This window comes from Gloeocapsa sp. PCC 7428 (genome assembly GCF_000317555.1).
GTDB lineage: Bacteria > Cyanobacteriota > Cyanobacteriia > Cyanobacteriales > Chroococcidiopsidaceae > Chroogloeocystis.
The window spans coordinates 1808654-1825777 of sequence record NC_019745.1; the positions used below are offsets into that span (position 1 = coordinate 1808654).

At 44.7% G+C, this 17124-nt stretch carries 12 protein-coding genes and 1 tRNA gene; 6 read left to right on the top strand and 7 right to left on the bottom strand.

Annotation, left to right across the window (positions count from 1 at the left end; genetic code table 11):
• Nucleotides 1-4: 4 nt before the first annotated feature.
• Nucleotides 5-892 carry a DUF2382 domain-containing protein gene (locus tag GLO7428_RS07965; protein ID WP_015188052.1) on the bottom strand — a complete coding sequence of 296 codons (888 nt, stop codon included), beginning with the start codon at nucleotides 890-892 and terminating at the stop codon, nucleotides 5-7.
• Nucleotides 893-1481: 589 nt separating this feature from the next.
• On the opposite strand from GLO7428_RS07965, the gene GLO7428_RS07970 reads away from it, so the two are divergent.
• On the top strand, nucleotides 1482-2411 hold the full coding sequence (locus GLO7428_RS07970; RefSeq protein WP_015188053.1) for an S-layer homology domain-containing protein: 930 nt from the start codon (nucleotides 1482-1484) through the stop codon (nucleotides 2409-2411).
• Between the two features lie 140 nt (nucleotides 2412-2551).
• Here the strand turns inward: GLO7428_RS07970 and aspS are convergent, their stop codons facing one another.
• Entirely contained in the window at nucleotides 2552-4339 is a 1788-nt protein-coding gene (gene aspS, locus GLO7428_RS07975; RefSeq protein ID WP_015188054.1) for an aspartate--tRNA ligase, read from the bottom strand.
• Between the two features lie 205 nt (nucleotides 4340-4544).
• On the opposite strand from aspS, the gene glyS reads away from it, so the two are divergent.
• From glyS to GLO7428_RS07990, 3 genes are all read left to right on the top strand, one after another.
• Nucleotides 4545-6692, top strand: a complete 2148-nt coding sequence (gene glyS / locus GLO7428_RS07980) for a glycine--tRNA ligase subunit beta (RefSeq protein ID WP_015188055.1) — start codon at nucleotides 4545-4547, stop codon at nucleotides 6690-6692.
• A 225-nt stretch (nucleotides 6693-6917) separates the two neighbouring features.
• A complete protein-coding gene (locus tag GLO7428_RS07985; protein ID WP_015188056.1) occupies nucleotides 6918-7730 on the top strand; it encodes a carbon-nitrogen hydrolase family protein in 813 nt (270 codons plus the stop codon).
• A 101-nt stretch (nucleotides 7731-7831) separates the two neighbouring features.
• Nucleotides 7832-8245, top strand: a complete 414-nt coding sequence (locus tag GLO7428_RS07990; protein ID WP_071882416.1) for a sulfocyanin-like copper-binding protein — start codon at nucleotides 7832-7834, stop codon at nucleotides 8243-8245.
• Between the two features lie 110 nt (nucleotides 8246-8355).
• On the opposite strand, the gene fba is transcribed toward GLO7428_RS07990, so the two are convergent.
• From fba to pdhA, 4 genes are all read right to left on the bottom strand, one after another.
• Nucleotides 8356-9435: a class II fructose-bisphosphate aldolase gene (gene fba, locus GLO7428_RS07995; RefSeq protein WP_015188058.1), complete on the bottom strand. Its 1080-nt coding sequence runs from the start codon at nucleotides 9433-9435 to the stop codon at nucleotides 8356-8358.
• A gap of 246 nt (nucleotides 9436-9681) precedes the next feature.
• Nucleotides 9682-9753: transfer RNA gene (locus tag GLO7428_RS08000), tRNA-Lys, on the bottom strand.
• Between the two features lie 66 nt (nucleotides 9754-9819).
• Nucleotides 9820-10695 carry an aldose epimerase gene (locus GLO7428_RS08005; RefSeq protein WP_196797563.1) on the bottom strand — a complete coding sequence of 292 codons (876 nt, stop codon included), beginning with the start codon at nucleotides 10693-10695 and terminating at the stop codon, nucleotides 9820-9822.
• Between the two features lie 132 nt (nucleotides 10696-10827).
• Nucleotides 10828-11859, bottom strand: coding sequence for a pyruvate dehydrogenase (acetyl-transferring) E1 component subunit alpha (gene pdhA, locus GLO7428_RS08010; RefSeq protein WP_015188060.1), 1032 nt, complete (start codon nucleotides 11857-11859; stop codon nucleotides 10828-10830).
• Between the two features lie 190 nt (nucleotides 11860-12049).
• Here pdhA and GLO7428_RS08015 point away from each other — a divergent pair, with 190 nt between their 5' ends.
• A complete protein-coding gene (locus GLO7428_RS08015) occupies nucleotides 12050-14197 on the top strand; it encodes an IMS domain-containing protein (protein WP_015188061.1) in 2148 nt (715 codons plus the stop codon).
• A 249-nt stretch (nucleotides 14198-14446) separates the two neighbouring features.
• Nucleotides 14447-15394 (top strand): AEC family transporter, encoded by a 948-nt coding sequence (locus GLO7428_RS08020; RefSeq protein WP_015188062.1) that lies wholly within the window; start codon nucleotides 14447-14449, stop codon nucleotides 15392-15394.
• 172 nt (nucleotides 15395-15566) lie between these two features.
• Here GLO7428_RS08020 and opcA read toward each other — a convergent pair whose 3' ends face one another.
• On the bottom strand, nucleotides 15567-16934 hold the full coding sequence (gene opcA / locus GLO7428_RS08025; RefSeq protein ID WP_015188063.1) for a glucose-6-phosphate dehydrogenase assembly protein OpcA: 1368 nt from the start codon (nucleotides 16932-16934) through the stop codon (nucleotides 15567-15569).
• Nucleotides 16935-17124 lie beyond the last annotated feature (190 nt).

Genomic DNA, 17124 nt, shown 5'->3' on the forward strand with positions numbered 1-17124 from the left:
TCACCTAACTTTTTTGGTCAACGTTTAAGTTGCCTGATTTACCTAGATCCAACTCCTCCCTACGGATTGTTTCTTGTGCGTTAACGGTGTCTTGCTCAACAACTTTCTTCACCTTAACTTCTTCGCGTACAAAAGCTTCTTTTTGAACATCTGCTGATTCTTCATGCAATTCTACGCGTGCAACTTCACCCTCGCGGAAAGCATCGGTTCCAGGGGACGCGACAGCTTGAGTGTTGGTAGGGGTTGTGCGTTCCACAACGACTTTTTCTTTTTCTACAGGTATCGAAACTTGCGCGGTTTCGGTTTCTACCCTTTTACCAATCGATACCTCGCCTGCTTTCCTCCGTGTCTTATTAGCGACTAACCGCTCTTCATAAAGCTTAAGCGCTTGCTGGTCTTGCCGATTCATGTTGTATAAATCAGCGTCATGTTGGTAGTCGTAGGTATCGCGATTGTATTCTGTATTCGCGCGCGGTGCGACAGCACCTGCTGTAGTCGCTGTAGCTGTATCTAGGGGTGCTGTTGATTCTAGCGTTTGTGGACGATATACTCCACGTACGCGCTCTTCATAATCGTAGTCTACGCGCAAATCGTCGCTAAATTCGGGTAAAGCTTCGACTTGCTCTTTTGTTAAGCCTGATGCGATAACTCTTCCTGCTCCTTGGTCAATCCGCGCGCGACCGACGGGTAATAAAACTTCTTTACCAAAAATCCAGAAACCTGTATCAACCACAAAGTAGCGAAAGTGTCCGGCTTCGTCTACCAAGATATTTTTGATAGTACCAACATTCTCGTTGTTTACGTCTGTGTAAACATCAAATCCTTTAATATCGCTACCGTCAAAACTATCGCGATAGTCAGGATCGAAATCTTCCAGTTTGTAAAGAACCATGTTGTACCCTCCTGTTGATTTCTTCTATTAACTAGCCTAGAAAGTTATTGTGTTAATCCATCTTTCTGAGGTAGGAGTTCAATTTGTTTAAAATTCCTATCTTAGGGATGTGTATATCGATGAACTACACAGACGATGCACGGCGGCTATCAAGCAGGAGTTAGCAAAAATAATGTCATTTTTAGTAAAACTGTCCAATTGCTCGCGTTTTACTCTTTCTTTGGGTATATTCTGAAGATCGATTTAAAGATAGAACTTAGTTGAAAAATTATGTTAGCAATCGTTGCTATAAAAGCACTAACTTAGAATACAACACGAGTGATACAGCAATCAAAGAATGTCTCTTACAGACTGTAAAGACACGCTCTCAAAGCAATTACTGCTCATACCACAGCAAGAAAAATTGAAGAAAATTCTTGAAGGCTGAGCTACAACATATCAAGGAAAAGTCATAAAAACTATTAAAAACTTTCTATTTATTTAAACGCGTTATCAAGAAAGTCTTTCTATCGAGAGAGGGAGAAGATTAAAAAGGTAATAAAGGTATTTTTAGATTAAGAACAAAGTCTTTGAGAAGGGACGTATAAGGATGTCTAGCTCGTTTTCCACAAAAGATATAGCACTATTAAGTTTAGGATTAACCGTAGTTGCTCCGTTGGTTAGTATTGCACCAGCTATAGCACAAACGACTTTTCCTGATGTACCTCAAAATTATTGGGCGCGACCTTTTATTGAATCTTTAACAGCACGCAACATCATTGCTGGCTATCCTGATGGTACGTTTAGACCCGAACAAGCTGTACAGCGTGATGAATTTGCTGCACTCGTGCGTCGGGCTTTTAGTACTCAACAAGAAAGAGATATTCCTAGTGCCAGTGTATTTAATGACGTTCCCGAAGAATATTGGGCAAATCCAGCAATTGAAGAAGCTTACGAACAAGGCTTTATGGAAGCCACAGAAAATAATAATTTTCTTCCAGAAGAAGAAATCCAACGCGCACAAGCACTTATGATTTTAATGCGCGGATTGAATTTAGTACCAGCACAAACAGCCGCAACCACACCGCAAACAACTGCTGGACAAACAACCCCAGCAAATCGCCGCCGCGCACAGAGAGGATCGATTCCATTTGCGATCGCATCCTTAATGCAACCTGTATTTAGTGCAGTCAGTCAAGTCGCACCCGCACAAGCATCGCCACCTGAAACAACAACCCCGCCTGCGACTCAAGCAGCAGTTAGCCGTCCACCCTCTGAAATTGTCAACAACTACTACGTTGACGCAGCACAAATTCCCTCAAATGCTGTAGAAGATGTTGCTAGAGCAACGGAAGCAAATATTGTTGTTAATTATCCTAATGTACGCGTTTTGAATCCTACAGAACCTTTAAGCCGCGCTAGCGCCGCAGCATGGATTCACCAAGCATTAGTTCGTCTCGGTAGAATTGAGCCACTTACTCCAAATGTAGAAGCGACAAATTATATCGTTGGTCGTTCTACTTTAGAAAATCAGCAATAGGTCATTGGTCATTGGTAATTGGTAATTGGACGTTCATAAGTTTATTACCCATTACCAATTGAATTTGTGCTTGCTTGAGGTAAAAGGAAATTTAGATCAGTTTATCATCTATTACCAGTTACCCATTACCAATTACCACCTTAAGCTTTGGGCTTATACGTCGAAACAACCTGCAATTCTTTCAACTGCTTGTCATCCACACTCGAAGGCGCATCGGTTAATAAACACCGCGCTTGTTGTGTCTTTGGAAACGCGATGACATCGCGAATCGACTCTTCGCCAGCGAGTAACATCACCAAGCGATCTAAACCGTAAGCAATTCCACCATGCGGTGGTGTTCCATACTCAAACGCTTCTAAAAGAAAGCCAAATTTATTTTGTGCCTGCGCTTGGGAAAGTCCGATCGCACTAAATACTTGTTCTTGAATTTCGCGTTGATATATCCGCAGACTTCCGCCGCCAATTTCAACACCATTCAATACTAAATCGTACGCTTGCGCGCGCGCAGTTTTAAGATCGTGCAAGTCATCTGGATGCGGTGCGGTAAAGGGGTGATGCAGCGCTTCTAAACGCTTTTCGTCGGCATTCCACTCAAACATAGGGAAATCTGTCACCCATAGCAAGTTAATTTTATCAGGGTCGATTAACCCTAATTCGCGTCCAATAACTAGCCGCAATCGATCTAAAGTTTTGTTAACAGTCGCGCTATCACCCGCACCAAAAAGTAATAAATGTCCGGCTTTCGCACCTGTACGCTGCAATAATTCGTGCTTTTGTTCAGCGGTGAGATTGTCTTTAATCGCGCCAATCGTGTCAATTTCGCCATCATCGCGCACGCGAATATAAGCTAATCCTTTAGCACCCGCTTCGATGGCTTCTTTGAATAAATCGCCACCAGGTTTGATACGGACATTAGAAATAATGTCATTTCCGTGAGGAATTGGCAGAACTTTGACTGTACCACCAGCGGCGATCGCCCCTGAAAATACTTTGAACCCTGAATCTTTGACTAAATCAGAAACATTCACAAGTTCTAAACCAAAGCGCGTATCCGGTTTATCGCTTCCGTAATGTTCCATCGCCTCCGCCCATGTTAAACGCGGGAAAGGACGTGGAAGTTCGATTCCTTTGACGGTTTTGAAAATATGACAAACTAAACCTTCGTTGAGTTCGAGAATTTCGGCTTGCGACATGAAACTCATTTCCATGTCGAGTTGCGTAAATTCTGGTTGTCTGTCGGCGCGTAAGTCTTCATCGCGGAAACACCGCGCAATTTGATAGTAGCGATCGCATCCTGATACCATTAGCAATTGTTTAAACAACTGCGGTGACTGCGGTAATGCAAACCATTCACTCGGATTGACGCGACTGGGAACGAGGTAATCTCTTGCGCCTTCGGGGGTCGAACGTGTCAAAATTGGTGTTTCAACTTCAATAAAGTTGTATTGATCTTCGAGGTAACGCCGAATTGCTTTGACGACTTGGTGACGCAACTGTAAATTGCGACTCATGCGACTGGTACGAATGTCTAAATAGCGATATTTCAACCGCAATTCTTCGCGCACTGTCTCAGTATCAGCTGTTGCGACTTGAAAGGGTAATTGCTTGTGTACAGCGTTGAGAAGCTTTATTTCATCGGCGTAAATTTCGATTTCACCCGTAGGTAGGCGCGGGTTAAGCGATTCGGATGGACGCTGGGTAACTCTTCCAGTGATTTGGACGACGTATTCGTTTCGCAGTGCGTCAGCTTGCGCGTAAGATCCTGGTGTACGTTGCGGATCGCTAACGATTTGCACAATTCCAGTGCGGTCGCGTAAATCTAAAAATATCACGCCTCCATGATCGCGGCGACGGTCTACCCAGCCATTTAGGGTGACAGTTTCTCCAATATTTGAGGAACGCAATTCGCCGCAATAGTGAGTTCGCATAGTTGCTTGAGTTTTGTCGCTGGTGATTGAATAAGGTAACAGTTGTCAAAGTCTTTCTATATATCTAGCATCTGCTGAGAAAACAGACACAGATCTAGCTATCTTACTATGAATCAGGCTAACGATTACCAACCCCTTACCAATTACCAATTACCAGGTGGCGCGATAAACTGTTGAAACTGGAATATATGTAGTTTAATTTCTTATGCCTAGTTTTTTATTAGAAGTTGGTACAGAAGAATTACCTGCGGATTTTGTGGGAAGTGCAATTCAACAATGGCGATCGCTGATTCCGCAGAGTTTGCAAGACAATAGTTTGTCGGCGAGTTCGATTGACGTTTACGGTACTCCTCGACGATTAGCGATTGTGATTCAGGGATTACCCACGCAACAACCAAATCGCGAGGAAGAAATTAAAGGCCCACCCGCCCAAGCGGCGTTTAAAGATGGACAACCAACGAAGGCTGCGGAAGGATTTGCCAAGAAGCAAGGTGTTGCGCTTGAAGCGCTGGAAATTCGCGCTACAGATAAGGGTGATTTTGTCTTTGTGCAACAGCGCATCCCTGGACGACCGACCGCCGAAATCTTAACAGAGTTAGTCCCGCAGTGGATTACGAAACTCGAAGGTAAGCGCTTGATGCGGTGGGGTGATGGCGATTTGCGGTTTGCGCGACCGATTGTCTGGTTAGTGACGTTGCTCGATGATGCTGTATTGCCTGTAGAGTTAGAGAATGGTTCAGAAAAGATTAAGAGCGATCGCTTTAGTCTTGGACATCGCGTCTTATCGCCAGAAAAGGTAATAGTTGACCATTCTAATAACTATGTAGATATACTACGACGTGCTTTCGTTGAAGTCAACCCACAGCAGCGACAAAATCAAATTCAAGAACAGACACAAGCTGCTGCCCAAAAAGTCAAGGGAACTACGCAGATTTATCCTGATTTATTAGCAGAAATAACGAATTTAGTAGAATTTCCGACTGCCGTTGTTGGGAATTTTGATGATGAGTTTTTGAACTTACCTGCGGAAGTCATTACAACGGTTATGGTGACTCAGCAGCGATACTTTCCTGTATTTAAAGCTGATAATTCTGACGAGCTTTTACCATACTTTATTACAATTTCTAATGGCGACCCAGCAAAATCAGATATCATTGCTGCGGGTAATGCAAGAGTAATTCGCGCTCGATTAGCTGACGGTCAATTTTTCTACAAAACTGATTTATCAAAACCATTAGAAAGTTATTTACCACAGCTAGAAACCGTCACTTTTCAAGAAGATTTAGGTTCAGTTCGCGATAAAGTCACGCGATTAAGTAAGATTGCTGAACTTGTTTCTGCACAATTAGCGCTATCAGAAAATGAGTGCGACTTAATTCAACGCGCCGCTTTGTTATGCAAAGCTGACTTAGTGACACAAATGGTGTATGAATTTCCCGAACTTCAAGGAGTTATGGGGCAAAAGTATGCTTTGGCAAGTGGCGAACCCGAAGCCGTAGCCACCGCAATTTTTGAGCATTACTTACCACGCGGCGCAAGCGATCACTTACCAAGCAGCATTATAGGTCAAGTCGTTGGTTTAGCCGACCGCCTCGACACGTTAGTCAGTATTTTTGGCTTGGGAATGATCCCAACAGGTTCATCCGATCCTTTTGCTTTAAGACGTGCCGCCAATGCCATAATTAATATTACCTGGAGTGCGAACTTACAACTCAACTTACATCAACTTTTAGAGCAAGTAGCTACAGATTTTGTCACCGCACATCCTCAAGCGCGATTCGATGAATTAGTACACCAACTTCAAGAATTCTTCTTACAACGCCTGCGTACTCAATTACAAGAGGAAAAAGCAGTTGATTATGATTTAGTCAATGCCGTTTTAGGAGATAATGACCTTGAGTACAAGTTGCGAGCGCTACAAGATTTACTAGACGTACGCGATCGCGCTTTATTTCTCCAATCCATTCGTAATAATGGTGAGTTAGAGAAAGTTTACGACACGGTAAATCGATCAACAAGATTAGCTGCGCAAGGAGATTTAAATACTACCGAGTTACATCCACAATTAATCAATCAAGAACTATTTCAAAAATCATCCGAACAAGCATTTTATGATGCCTTGGTACAACTCGAACCAAAAACAATTGCTGCTCGTACCTCGCGTGATTATCAACAATTGATAACAGCATTAGCAGAAATTGCCCCTAAAGTAAGCAACTTCTTCGATGGACCAGACAGCGTTTTAGTGATGGATTCTGACCCAGAAATTAGACGAAATCGTTTAAATCTACTCGGACTCCTACGCAATCACGCCCGCGTGTTAGCAGATTTCGGTGCAATAGTCAAAACTTAGCTTCAACACGCACTAATTTTTAAATCAATATTCACTTAATATCGATAGATGATGTAATTAAGTAAACAAGCTGGTAATTGGTGATTGGCAATAATATTAGGTCAACTTCCTACTACCCATTACCCATCACCTGACCTCAAAAAGTATGATATTGAGTTAGGATCGCCTTCTCCTAAAGCTCCTCTACCGTCTTTCCACCCTATACATAAATTTTATTACCGATCCATGAAGCCTTATCTTGCCGCCGCAATCCAAATGACGAGCCTGCCTAACTTAGAGAAAAACTTAGTTCAAGCAGAAGAATTAATCGAACTTGCTGTGCGTCAAGGTGCCAAGTTAGTGAGTTTGCCAGAAAACTTTTCTTACTTGGGAGAGGAAACAGCGAAGATTGCGCAAGCAAGTGCGATCGCGCAAAAGAGTGAAAAATTCCTCAAAACAATGGCACAGCGCTTTCAAGTCACAATTCTGGGTGGTGGGTTTCCCGTACCTGTAGACAGTACAAAAGTCTACAATACTGCTTTACTCATCGATCCTAGTGGTCAAGAACTCTCGCGCTATCACAAAGTTCATCTGTTTGATGTCAACTTACCCGACGGTAACACCTACCGCGAATCAAGTACAGTGATGGCAGGGAACCAACTACCCCCTGTCTACGCTTCCAAAGATCTCGGCAATCTCGGACTTTCGGTGTGTTACGATGTACGGTTTCCCGAACTTTATCGCCACATGGCACTCAAAGGCGCAGATATTCTCTTTGTTCCGGCTGCGTTTACGGCATACACTGGAAAAGACCACTGGCAAGTGCTACTGCAAGCTAGAGCCATCGAGAATACTTGCTACATTATCGCCCCAGCACAAACCGGACAACACTACGCCCTGCGTCAATCGCATGGACACGCAATGATCGTCGATCCTTGGGGAGTCATTTTAGCCGATGCTGGAAATTCGCCAGGAGTTGCGATCGCCGAAATTAACCCAACGCGCTTAGACCAAGTCCGCAGACAAATGCCATCACTGCAACATAGCGTATTTTTGTAGAGGTGAGAGGTGAGGGAAAAATACAGCCGCATTTCCTCTTAGAATTTAGGTAGCCGTCGATTGTGCAATTAAAGGGTGTTGAGTTGAAAACTTTAAGTAGATTGCTGATTGCTCTAATTTTTCTACTTGTTGCAATTGGCAGTGTTGACCGTGAGGCGATCGCCGCCCAAACTGTCACTCAAGTTAAAGTTATTGAAACCGAAATGGCAATTGAATTATCGCCCCGCACTGTACCTGCTGGTGCGATCGAATTCATTGCCTACAACCAAGGTCAACTTCCCCACGAAATGGAAATCATCAAAACTGATGTACCACTCGACCAAATGCCTATCAAAAACAACCGACTCGATCGCAAAAAAGTCGGTGAAAAAATCGATGAAATCGAAGCCGAAGACCTACCCAGCGGCGCAACAGCAACACTCCTGACCACCCTCCAACCAGGAAGATACCTCATCGAATGCAACATTCCAGGACACTTCCAAGCCGGAATGAAAGCCGAACTCTTAGTCGAATAATTAATTTACTCCTCTGGGCGGCAAAAAATCTTCGTGATCTTTGTGCCAATGTGGTTCGTAAAAAAACGGGTAGCCCAACGACCACCCGCCCAAAAAAACCAACAAATCTCTTACACAGAAACTGTCTTCTTCGTTACAGCACTTAATTCACCCTTAGCGTACTTCGCTGCAAACTCGTCTTGCGAAATTTGCTTGATCTTGCTAGCTTGACCAGCCGCCTCAAACTGTTGATAGCGGTCTGCACAAACCTTCTGCATATACTTAATCGAAGGCTTGAGGAAGTGACGGGGGTCAAACTCTTTAGGATTCGCCGCCAAAGCTTCGCGTACTGCTGCGGTAATCGCCAGACGGTTGTCAGTGTCGATGTTTACCTTACGGACACCACTCTTGATACCTTTTTGAATTTCTTCTACAGGTACACCGTAGGTTTCAGGAATTGTACCACCATACTGGTTAATAAGTTCTAGCAGATCTTCAGGTACTGAAGAAGAACCATGCATTACCAAGTGGGTATTTGGTAGACGACGGTGAATTTCTTCAATTCGGCTAATTGCCAAAATTTCGCCAGTAGGTTTGCGAGTAAACTTGTAAGCACCGTGGCTAGTACCAATTGCTACCGCCAAAGCATCAACTTGAGTTTGCTCAACAAAATCAACCGCTTGGTCAGGATCGGTTAATAGTTGGGAGTGGTCGAGTTTACCCTCGAAACCATGACCATCTTCAGCTTCACCCATACCAGTTTCCAAAGAACCCAAACAGCCGAGTTCACCTTCAACGCTAACACCGATCGCATGAGCAACTTTCACGACTTCACGGGTAACATTGACGTTATACTCATAACTTGCAGGAGTTTTAGCATCTGCTTCCAGCGAACCATCCATCATCACGCTGGTAAAGCCATTTTTCATCGCAGAGTAGCAAGTCGCTGGCTCATTACCATGATCCTGGTGCATGGCAATAGGAATATAAGGATAGGTTTCTACTGCTGCTAGAATCAAGTGACGCAAAAAGTTTTCACCAGCATATTTACGTGCGCCACGAGAAGCTTGTAAGATCACGGGGCTATCTGTCTCTTTAGCAGCCTGCATAATTGCCTGGATCTGCTCCATGTTGTTCACGTTGAAAGCTGGAATGCCGTAACCGTTTTCAGCCGCATGATCCAACAGCAGCCGCATTGGTACGAGCGCCATAGATAGTCCTCCTAATTTTGATAATCAGCTAGTCGTCTTAAGACAAACGTAATTCTTACGCTAATCTTAAGATAATTTTCAACTTATAAGCAATTATATTCAGAGAATACTTTGGGATCTTTATTTCTGGTAATTCTCCCTAACTCGTCAACGACAAAGTCAATAGCTACGCTACGACTTTCATTGTCATAAAAAATAGCTAGAACCGTTGTAATCTATGTATAGCTACCAGCAATTAAATATCTATGGGTCGCCCGGGATTCGAACCCGGAACTAATCGGTTAAAAGCCGAGTACTCTACCGTTGAGTTAGCGACCCAGATGCCTGATGCTTTTTGGCAACTTTACTAAGATACCACATAAATTCAGAATTTGGTAAGAATTTCTATAAAAAAGTGATTTCCATATTTACCCAAGTATTCAAACTTGCACCAGGTTCTAAGGAGATCAAATCAGTGCCTGTATTGAGCGCATTACGCGGTGCAGTCCACGGCTCGACACAGTAAAAATCTTTGCCTTTCTGCGTCCAGAAAACGAAGGTTTTGTAATACGTATCATCCCAACTCAGATGCAATTGTAAGCCGCGATCGCGATCGCAAACACTCGCATTTGCAGCGCTGAGCGGTCGAAACGCAGCGTCGATCTCATCTTGCCCGAAATCAAAATTACCTGTAAAGGCGTGATGTGTCTTGGTACGCTGGTCTTGATATTCCGTTGCGGGGATAGTGAACTGCAACTGCGTTTTATCGCGTACGAGAAAATAGGGATGCAGCCCTACCGAAAAGGGCATAGCGATTGCGGAGTGATTTGTAATACGTTGGAGAATCGCTAATTGATTTCCCTGTAGCTGATATGTAAACGCCAGGTGAAAATCGAACGGATAGACTGTACGCGTTGTGTCGTTGCTTTCTAGCACCAGCATTAGACTGGCTTGGTCTTGCGTTACCTGTTCGGTGACTTCCCAAGGTAAATCGCGGGCAAAGCCGTGTTGTTTGAGCGTGTAGTGTTGCCCGTTGTGCGTATAAGTGTTGTCTGGTAAGTTTCCACAAATCGGAAACAAAATCGGTATACCACCACGTACGCTTAAGTGCGGATTCGCAAACCGTTCTGCGTCCAAGTAGAAAATTTCTTGACCTTGAATCGACCAACGCGTGACGATCCCACCGCGTTCAGGGACAACTTCTAAAAGCGAATCAGCGGCTTTATCGGTGAGGGTGTAGGTTTTGTATTGTTGTTGAGAAGATGCGATCGCAAACACGATAATTCTCTGTAATTGCGTGAAAATCAATAAACATACAAGACGGGTAATCGGTAATTGGTAATAGGAGCGTTCTCTAACCTTTTACCAATTAGCCATTGCCCAAGCAAATATTGCGTTGCCCACCACAGTTGATTAATCTTCCGCAAAGATGTAACGATACAACTCATTAGGATCTGGCTCTGGGCTGCTTTCAGCAAACTTCACCGCTTCGTCAATTTCCTGCTGAATTTTCTGTTCAATTTGTTTCAATTCTGCCTGCGATGCCAAATTTTGCTCAGTTAAATATGCAGCAAGTTTCTTAATCGGATCGCGGGCAAACCAAAATTCTTTTTCGTCTTTGCTGCGCAACTCATCTGGATCAGCCAGCGAGTGACCGCGAAAACGATATGTCAATGCTTCAATTAGTGTAGGACCTTCGCCTGCTCGAGCGCGCGCTACAGCTTCTTGCGCAACTTGGCGCACGGCTAAAACATCCATGCCATCAACTTCAACACCCGCCATGCCAAACACGCTAGCTTTCTTATAAATTTCTGGCTGCGAGGTTGCGCGTTCGTGCGCCATACCGATCGCCCACTTGTTATTCTCGACAACATAAAGAATCGGCAGTTTCCACAACGCCGCCATGTTGAGACATTCAAAAAATTGACCGTTATTACAAGCGCCATCGCCAAAAAAGCAAGCCGTCACTTGATCCGCGCTTTCATCGCCCATCACCTCGCGACGATATTTCGATTGAAACGCTGCGCCTGTAGCCACCGGAATGCCTTCCGCGACAAATGCATAACCACCCAGCAGGCGATGTTCTTCTGAGAACATATGCATCGAGCCACCCCGCCCTTTACTACAGCCTGTGGCTTTACCGAAAAGTTCTGCCATCACTTGTTTAGCTGGTACTCCTGCACTCAACGCATGAACGTGGTCGCGATACGTGCTACAAACGTAATCTTCGCCAGGGCGCATCGATTGAATCACGCCAGTTGAAACGGCTTCTTGCCCGTTGTAAAGATGGACAAAGCCAAACATTTTGCCTCGGTAATACATTTCCGCGCACTTGTCTTCAAAGTAGCGCCCCAAAATCATGTCTTCATACAGCCGCAAACCTTCTTCTTTACTCAGTTGCGCCGTAGTTGCAGAAAAGGTGGGTAATGTTCGTTCTTGCACCATCGCCGTGTCGTATCCTCGTAGTAGTATGAATAGTTGTATACTGTCTAGTATCTCAAGTTAGGTAACTTTAACTATTGTGGGCAGATCCGTGTTGCGGATAAAGCTCTCAAGTTATTATAATTGCACGGTTTTGCTGAGACGGAAAAACGTTCGTTTAAGTTGGTTACTTGCGGTGCAGGGGAAGTAAGCTGTGCAAATTCCACTAGACTACTACCGAATCTTGGGACTGCCAGTCGCGGCGAGTCACGAACAATTACAACAAGCTTATCGCGATCGCCTACAACAGTTGCCGCGACGCGAGTATTCACCCGCAGCGATCGCCGCCCGCAAGCAATTGATCGAGCAAGCGTACGCAGTTTTATCTGAACCCAGCCAGCGTAAGACTTACGATACAAATTATTTTGCGCATCGCTACGAACAGCAACCAACACCAAAAGACACGGAAAATTCAGCAGAATTTCTCATTGAAGATATTTTCGCGCCGCACACGCCGATTATCGAGATTTCGGATGATTTATTCGCTGGTGCTTTGCTGATTCTCCAAGAACTCGGCGAATATGAACTTGTTTTAACGCTGGGAAATGCGTATCTCAATAACTCGTACCGCGAACAAAATGACGATCAACTCCGCGCGGATGTTGTCTTAACCGTTGCCTTAGCATGCCTAGAATTAGGACGCGAACAATGGCAGCAAGAAAACTATGAAAGTGCTGCAAACTCGCTACAAAATGGCGAACAACGGCTGACGCGCGAAGGTATCTTTCTGAACTTGAGAAACGACATCGCCGCAGATCTCAATAAATTACGTCCCTACAGAATTTTGGCATTACTTACCGAACCAGAAGGCACAAGCTTAGAACGCCGACATTTGGGACTCAGGTTATTACAAGATCTTCTCAACGCGCGTGGCGGAATTGATGGTACAAGTGATGATGGTTCAGGGCTGAGTCTTGATGACTTTCTGCGGTTTATTCAGCAACTACGCACTTACCTCACTGTATCCGAACAACAAACTTTATTTGAAGCAGAAAGCAAACGCCCTTCGGCAGTAGCCAACTATCTTGCGGTGTATGCGTTAATCGCGCGTGGCTTTACGCAGCGAATGCCTGTGTTGATTTCGCAAGCGAAGCTGTTGTTACACCATTTGGCTCAAGCTAAGCGTCAAGATGTGTACTTAGAACAAGCGATCGCGGCACTGCTTTTAGGTCAAACTGTTGAAGCAAATCACGCTTTAGAGCTTTCACACGAACACGAACCATTAGAATTTATTCGCGAACATTCGCAAGGTTCTCCTGATTTATTACCTGGTTTGTGTCTCTATGCCGAACGTTGGTTACAAAATGAAGTCTTTCCCCAGTTTCGCGACTTAAAACACCAGCAAGCTTCTTTAAAAGAATATTTTGCTGACGACCACGTTCAAACTTACTTAGAAGCGCTACCCAATCAAAGCGAAACTTCACAAACCGTGGCTAAGGGGGCAACATCAACAACTCATAAGGCATCTCAACCGCAAAGGCAAAAGCCAAACCGTACGCGCCAAACGACTGCAAATGCAGCAGTGAATACGACAACAAATGTTACTACCAGTGTTAATACGGTCGGTAGTGCTACCTTAGAGCCGGCAACAGAGCATACTACTTCAACGCAGAACGGGTACTTGACAGTTTCACGAACATCTGCTATGGAACACGTACGCGTTCCCCATAGAAAAAGACGCAAAAGAAAAGCTTTTGCTGTTAAAGACAAAACAGCGATCGCCTTATTAGCGCTTGTAGGACTTGTTGGCAGTGTATTTGTATTTGCCCTGCTTGGTCAAGCCTTCGGGTGGTTACGCCAAACGTTATATCCAGCACCACCACCGCTACCAGGTGAGCAACTAGCAGTACAGTTAAACCAACCACTGCTTGCTATTCCTAGCCCTGGTTCGCAATTTTTGCCTGTTGTTGAACCGCTGGATGCGGCAACCGCCGAGCAAGTTATCCAAAGTTGGCTATCGGCTAAAGCAGCGGCTTTTAGCACTGATTATGCGATCGCCAGCTTGCAAAATATTTTAGTCGATCCGGCGTTAGCACAATGGCAACAGCGTGTGAGGAGCGATCGCGCGAATAACCGCCATCGACAATTTCAGCACAATCTAAAAATAGATTCCGTACAAGTCAATGCGACGAATCCAAATTTAGCAACAGTACAAGCAACCGTCAGCGAAATTGCCCAAATTTACGATCGGGGAAAGCTGAATCAACGTGCTTCCTATGCTGATGAAAACCTCCGCGTTAGATACGATTTAGTCCGCAGCAATAGCGCGTGGCGAATTCGACAAATGCAAGTATTGAATTAGCTTTTGCCGATGAGCGATTAGCCATTAGCTTCTACAATCATGATGGTAAGTCACGAACATAGTTAGCTTCCAAGGGACTGTTGTATAGCAATAGTCAATTAGGACATGATGGAAACTCAGAACCGTTGTCTTGTAAAGTTTGCGCTGAGCAAAGGACGCCTCTGCACGGGGGGTTTGTGCTGATTCAACTAGCTTTTAATTCTGACCTCTGACCTCTGCTACATTATCTTCGCTCCTCACCCCTCAAGAATGACACAAACGCTATTTGATGCCTACTTCCCACTGATTTTGTGGACAAGTTTAGGATTGTTATGCTTTCGCTTTCTGCCGCAAACGTTACCGCGCCTGCTAGGGCGTAGCCTGTATTGGGTGGGTATACCAATAGAAATTTTGGCACTGGCGCGACAGACAGATTTTTCGCAATCGATCGCGCTTCCTCCATTTATTACGTTCACAGCACTGCTTTTGGGGCTGGGTGTTGCCGTTTTGTGTTTAAAAATAATACAAAGACTTGCTTTTTTGCCGATGGCTGCGGCTTTAACTTCCCCAGCAATTCAAGGCAGTTTTATTTTAGCTGCGGTACTGGGTAATACTGGGTTTGTGGGACTTGCGATCGCACCGGCGTTTATCGATCATACCTACCTAAACTGGATCGTCTTCTATAGCCTGACACACAATTTGATTGGTACTTATGGCTTTGGTGTTTTCATTGCGAGTTACTTTGCGCGTGAAACGCACCAAAATCATTGGTGGGTACAGCTACGAGATGTTTTAACCGTACCAACGCTATGGACTTTCTTGCTGGGCTACCTGACGCGTAATATCGAACTACCTTCTTCTATAGAATCAGGACTGCAAGCATCAATTGGAATTGTGATTCCGAGTGCGTTTTTGTTAACGGGAATGCGACTTGCCCAACTACGCGGGTGGAAGAGTTTGAAGCTTGCAATTATTCCCGCAATGCTAAAAGTCGTTGTTATTCCTGGGTTAGTCGGTATTTTGACGACATTATGTTTAGGATTATCAGGCGATCGCCGTTTAGCTATGGTATTAATGTCGGGAATGCCTTCGGCGTTTGCTGGATTAATTTTTGCAGAGGAATACAATTTAGAACGCGAATTAGTCGCTAGCTGTATTGTTGTCTCTACGATTTTATTACTGCTTGTATTGCCTTTATGGTTATTTCTATTTCAATAAGAGAGATCGAAGGTTGAAGGTCAAAGGTCAGGGAATGCGGGTATTAACTCCTCACTTGGCAGCTTTGCTTGTCTGATGACCAATAGAAAAATCTCGTATTTCCTACGATCCTCAATCAAAAGTTTACGCTATTTTTAGCCTAACCTCTGACCTCTGATCCCTGACCCCTTCTTTAGTCTTGCGGCGCAAGTTGCAGTATCTGTGCGGTTACAGCAAGGCTTTCTTCATAAAGTGCCTCATGTCCGACACGTTGCAGTTGCTGGCTTAGCAAAATTTCTGCTTTTTGGTCAGCCAGCGATGATACTTGCTGAAAACGACACGCTTGCGCACCGCCGCCGACTTCCATGCGCATACAACCACCCGTTTCCGAACAAACAACTGTACAGCAATCGGCTTCGGTGTTCGTCGAGTTCAAGCGCAGCGCGATTAAATCTCCAGGAATCTCACCGCTATCAGCCGTGGGAATCGCGGCTAACTCGGCTTCAACTTGGCGTTGGTCTTGCGCGGTAAAGCGGATGCGCTTGATTTCGTAGTCTCCTGATTCTTGCTCAAATTCGCACGGGTGCCAATGCAGACGACTTGCCAACCAACCTAAAAATAGCAGTGCTTGTGTAGGGTTGCCTTTTTCGTAATCGATCGTAACGCGGTCTACCTCGCTTAACGCCGCACGTCGTTGCGGCGGGTCAAACGCTTCTGCTGTTAATTCTTGCCAAGCTGATATGCGCCGCCAGTTGAGATCGGCGATGGGAATACCTGCTTCGACGAGTTCTTGGACGCGCAACAGCCCAAATTCTGGGGCATTAAATCCACTAGAGTCTACAATTACCGAATTACAGACGGATGCGAGACGCTTGAAAAGTGGATTATGGTGATCTGGCGTTGTCTTCCACCACATAAACTTGGGCAAGTCACCGATGAGAAGTGCGGCGATCATTCCTGCGACTCGTTCTAATCCGGCGGTGGTTCCTGTAAATGTGATGTATTCGCAACAAATCAGCGTCGTTGCAGATTGCTTTTGAATCGGACAATACGCTGAAACTTGTGCCGTTACGCCGTCATCATCACCGACAACGGGACACAGCGTGATAATGCGACACGGGTTGCGCAGTGCGATCGCATCAGCAATTTTGGGATTTCTGCTAGTATCCCAACTATAAGGCGCATCACCATCACCATTCACTGATCCGTGTTGCTGTGCAACAGCTTCGCGTAATTTCGTCCGTGTTTCTGGTGTTGCCGTACCACTTACGGGCAAGTCATATTTTTTCTGAAATTCGCGGAGTGCGGCTTCGGTCTGTGGTCCAGGAATTCCATCAATTGGACCGCGATAAATATTTAAATTTGCGAGCAGGAGTTGCGTTTCTTCGGGTTCGTAAACAATTAGACTAAATGTTGTAGCACGAGTAGCTGCGGGACTTCCCTCACCGTTTCCAGTAGTCCCGTAACTTTGCCAAATTTTATTGAGTTCTGCCTCAATTTCACCGAGGGAAACATCCTTTGGCTCCTGAAGTGAAAAAATTGGAGGAGATTGAATTGCCATAATTTACTTTACAGTTTTAATGTGATGGGCTGTCAGTCGTTAGCTTTAAGGTAGTTCAATTTTTTTTCAGTTTTTGTATACCAGGATTGTCTAGCAGAGGTCAGAGGTTAGGGGTAAATTTTGAATAGAGTTAATTCATATCTCAAAACAAATCACTAGCCACCAGTCACTAACCCCTCACCTCTACTTA

Bases quoted from the DNA above. Each gene is read 5' to 3' on its own strand.
- glyS (WP_015188055.1), top strand. From the start codon at position 4,545: ATGCCTAGTTTTTTATTAGAAGTTGGTACAGAAGAATTACCTGCGGAT.
- GLO7428_RS07970 (WP_015188053.1), top strand. From the start codon at position 1,482: ATGTCTAGCTCGTTTTCCACAAAAGATATAGCACTATTAAGTTTAGGA.
- aspS (WP_015188054.1), bottom strand. From the start codon at position 4,339: ATGCGAACTCACTATTGCGGCGAATTGCGTTCCTCAAATATTGGAGAA.
- GLO7428_RS08020 (WP_015188062.1), top strand. From the start codon at position 14,447: ATGACACAAACGCTATTTGATGCCTACTTCCCACTGATTTTGTGGACA.
- pdhA (WP_015188060.1), bottom strand. From the start codon at position 11,859: ATGGTGCAAGAACGAACATTACCCACCTTTTCTGCAACTACGGCGCAA.
- GLO7428_RS07965 (WP_015188052.1), bottom strand. From the start codon at position 892: ATGGTTCTTTACAAACTGGAAGATTTCGATCCTGACTATCGCGATAGT.
- GLO7428_RS07985 (WP_015188056.1), top strand. From the start codon at position 6,918: ATGAAGCCTTATCTTGCCGCCGCAATCCAAATGACGAGCCTGCCTAAC.
- opcA (WP_015188063.1), bottom strand. From the start codon at position 16,934: ATGGCAATTCAATCTCCTCCAATTTTTTCACTTCAGGAGCCAAAGGAT.
- fba (WP_015188058.1), bottom strand. From the start codon at position 9,435: ATGGCGCTCGTACCAATGCGGCTGCTGTTGGATCATGCGGCTGAAAAC.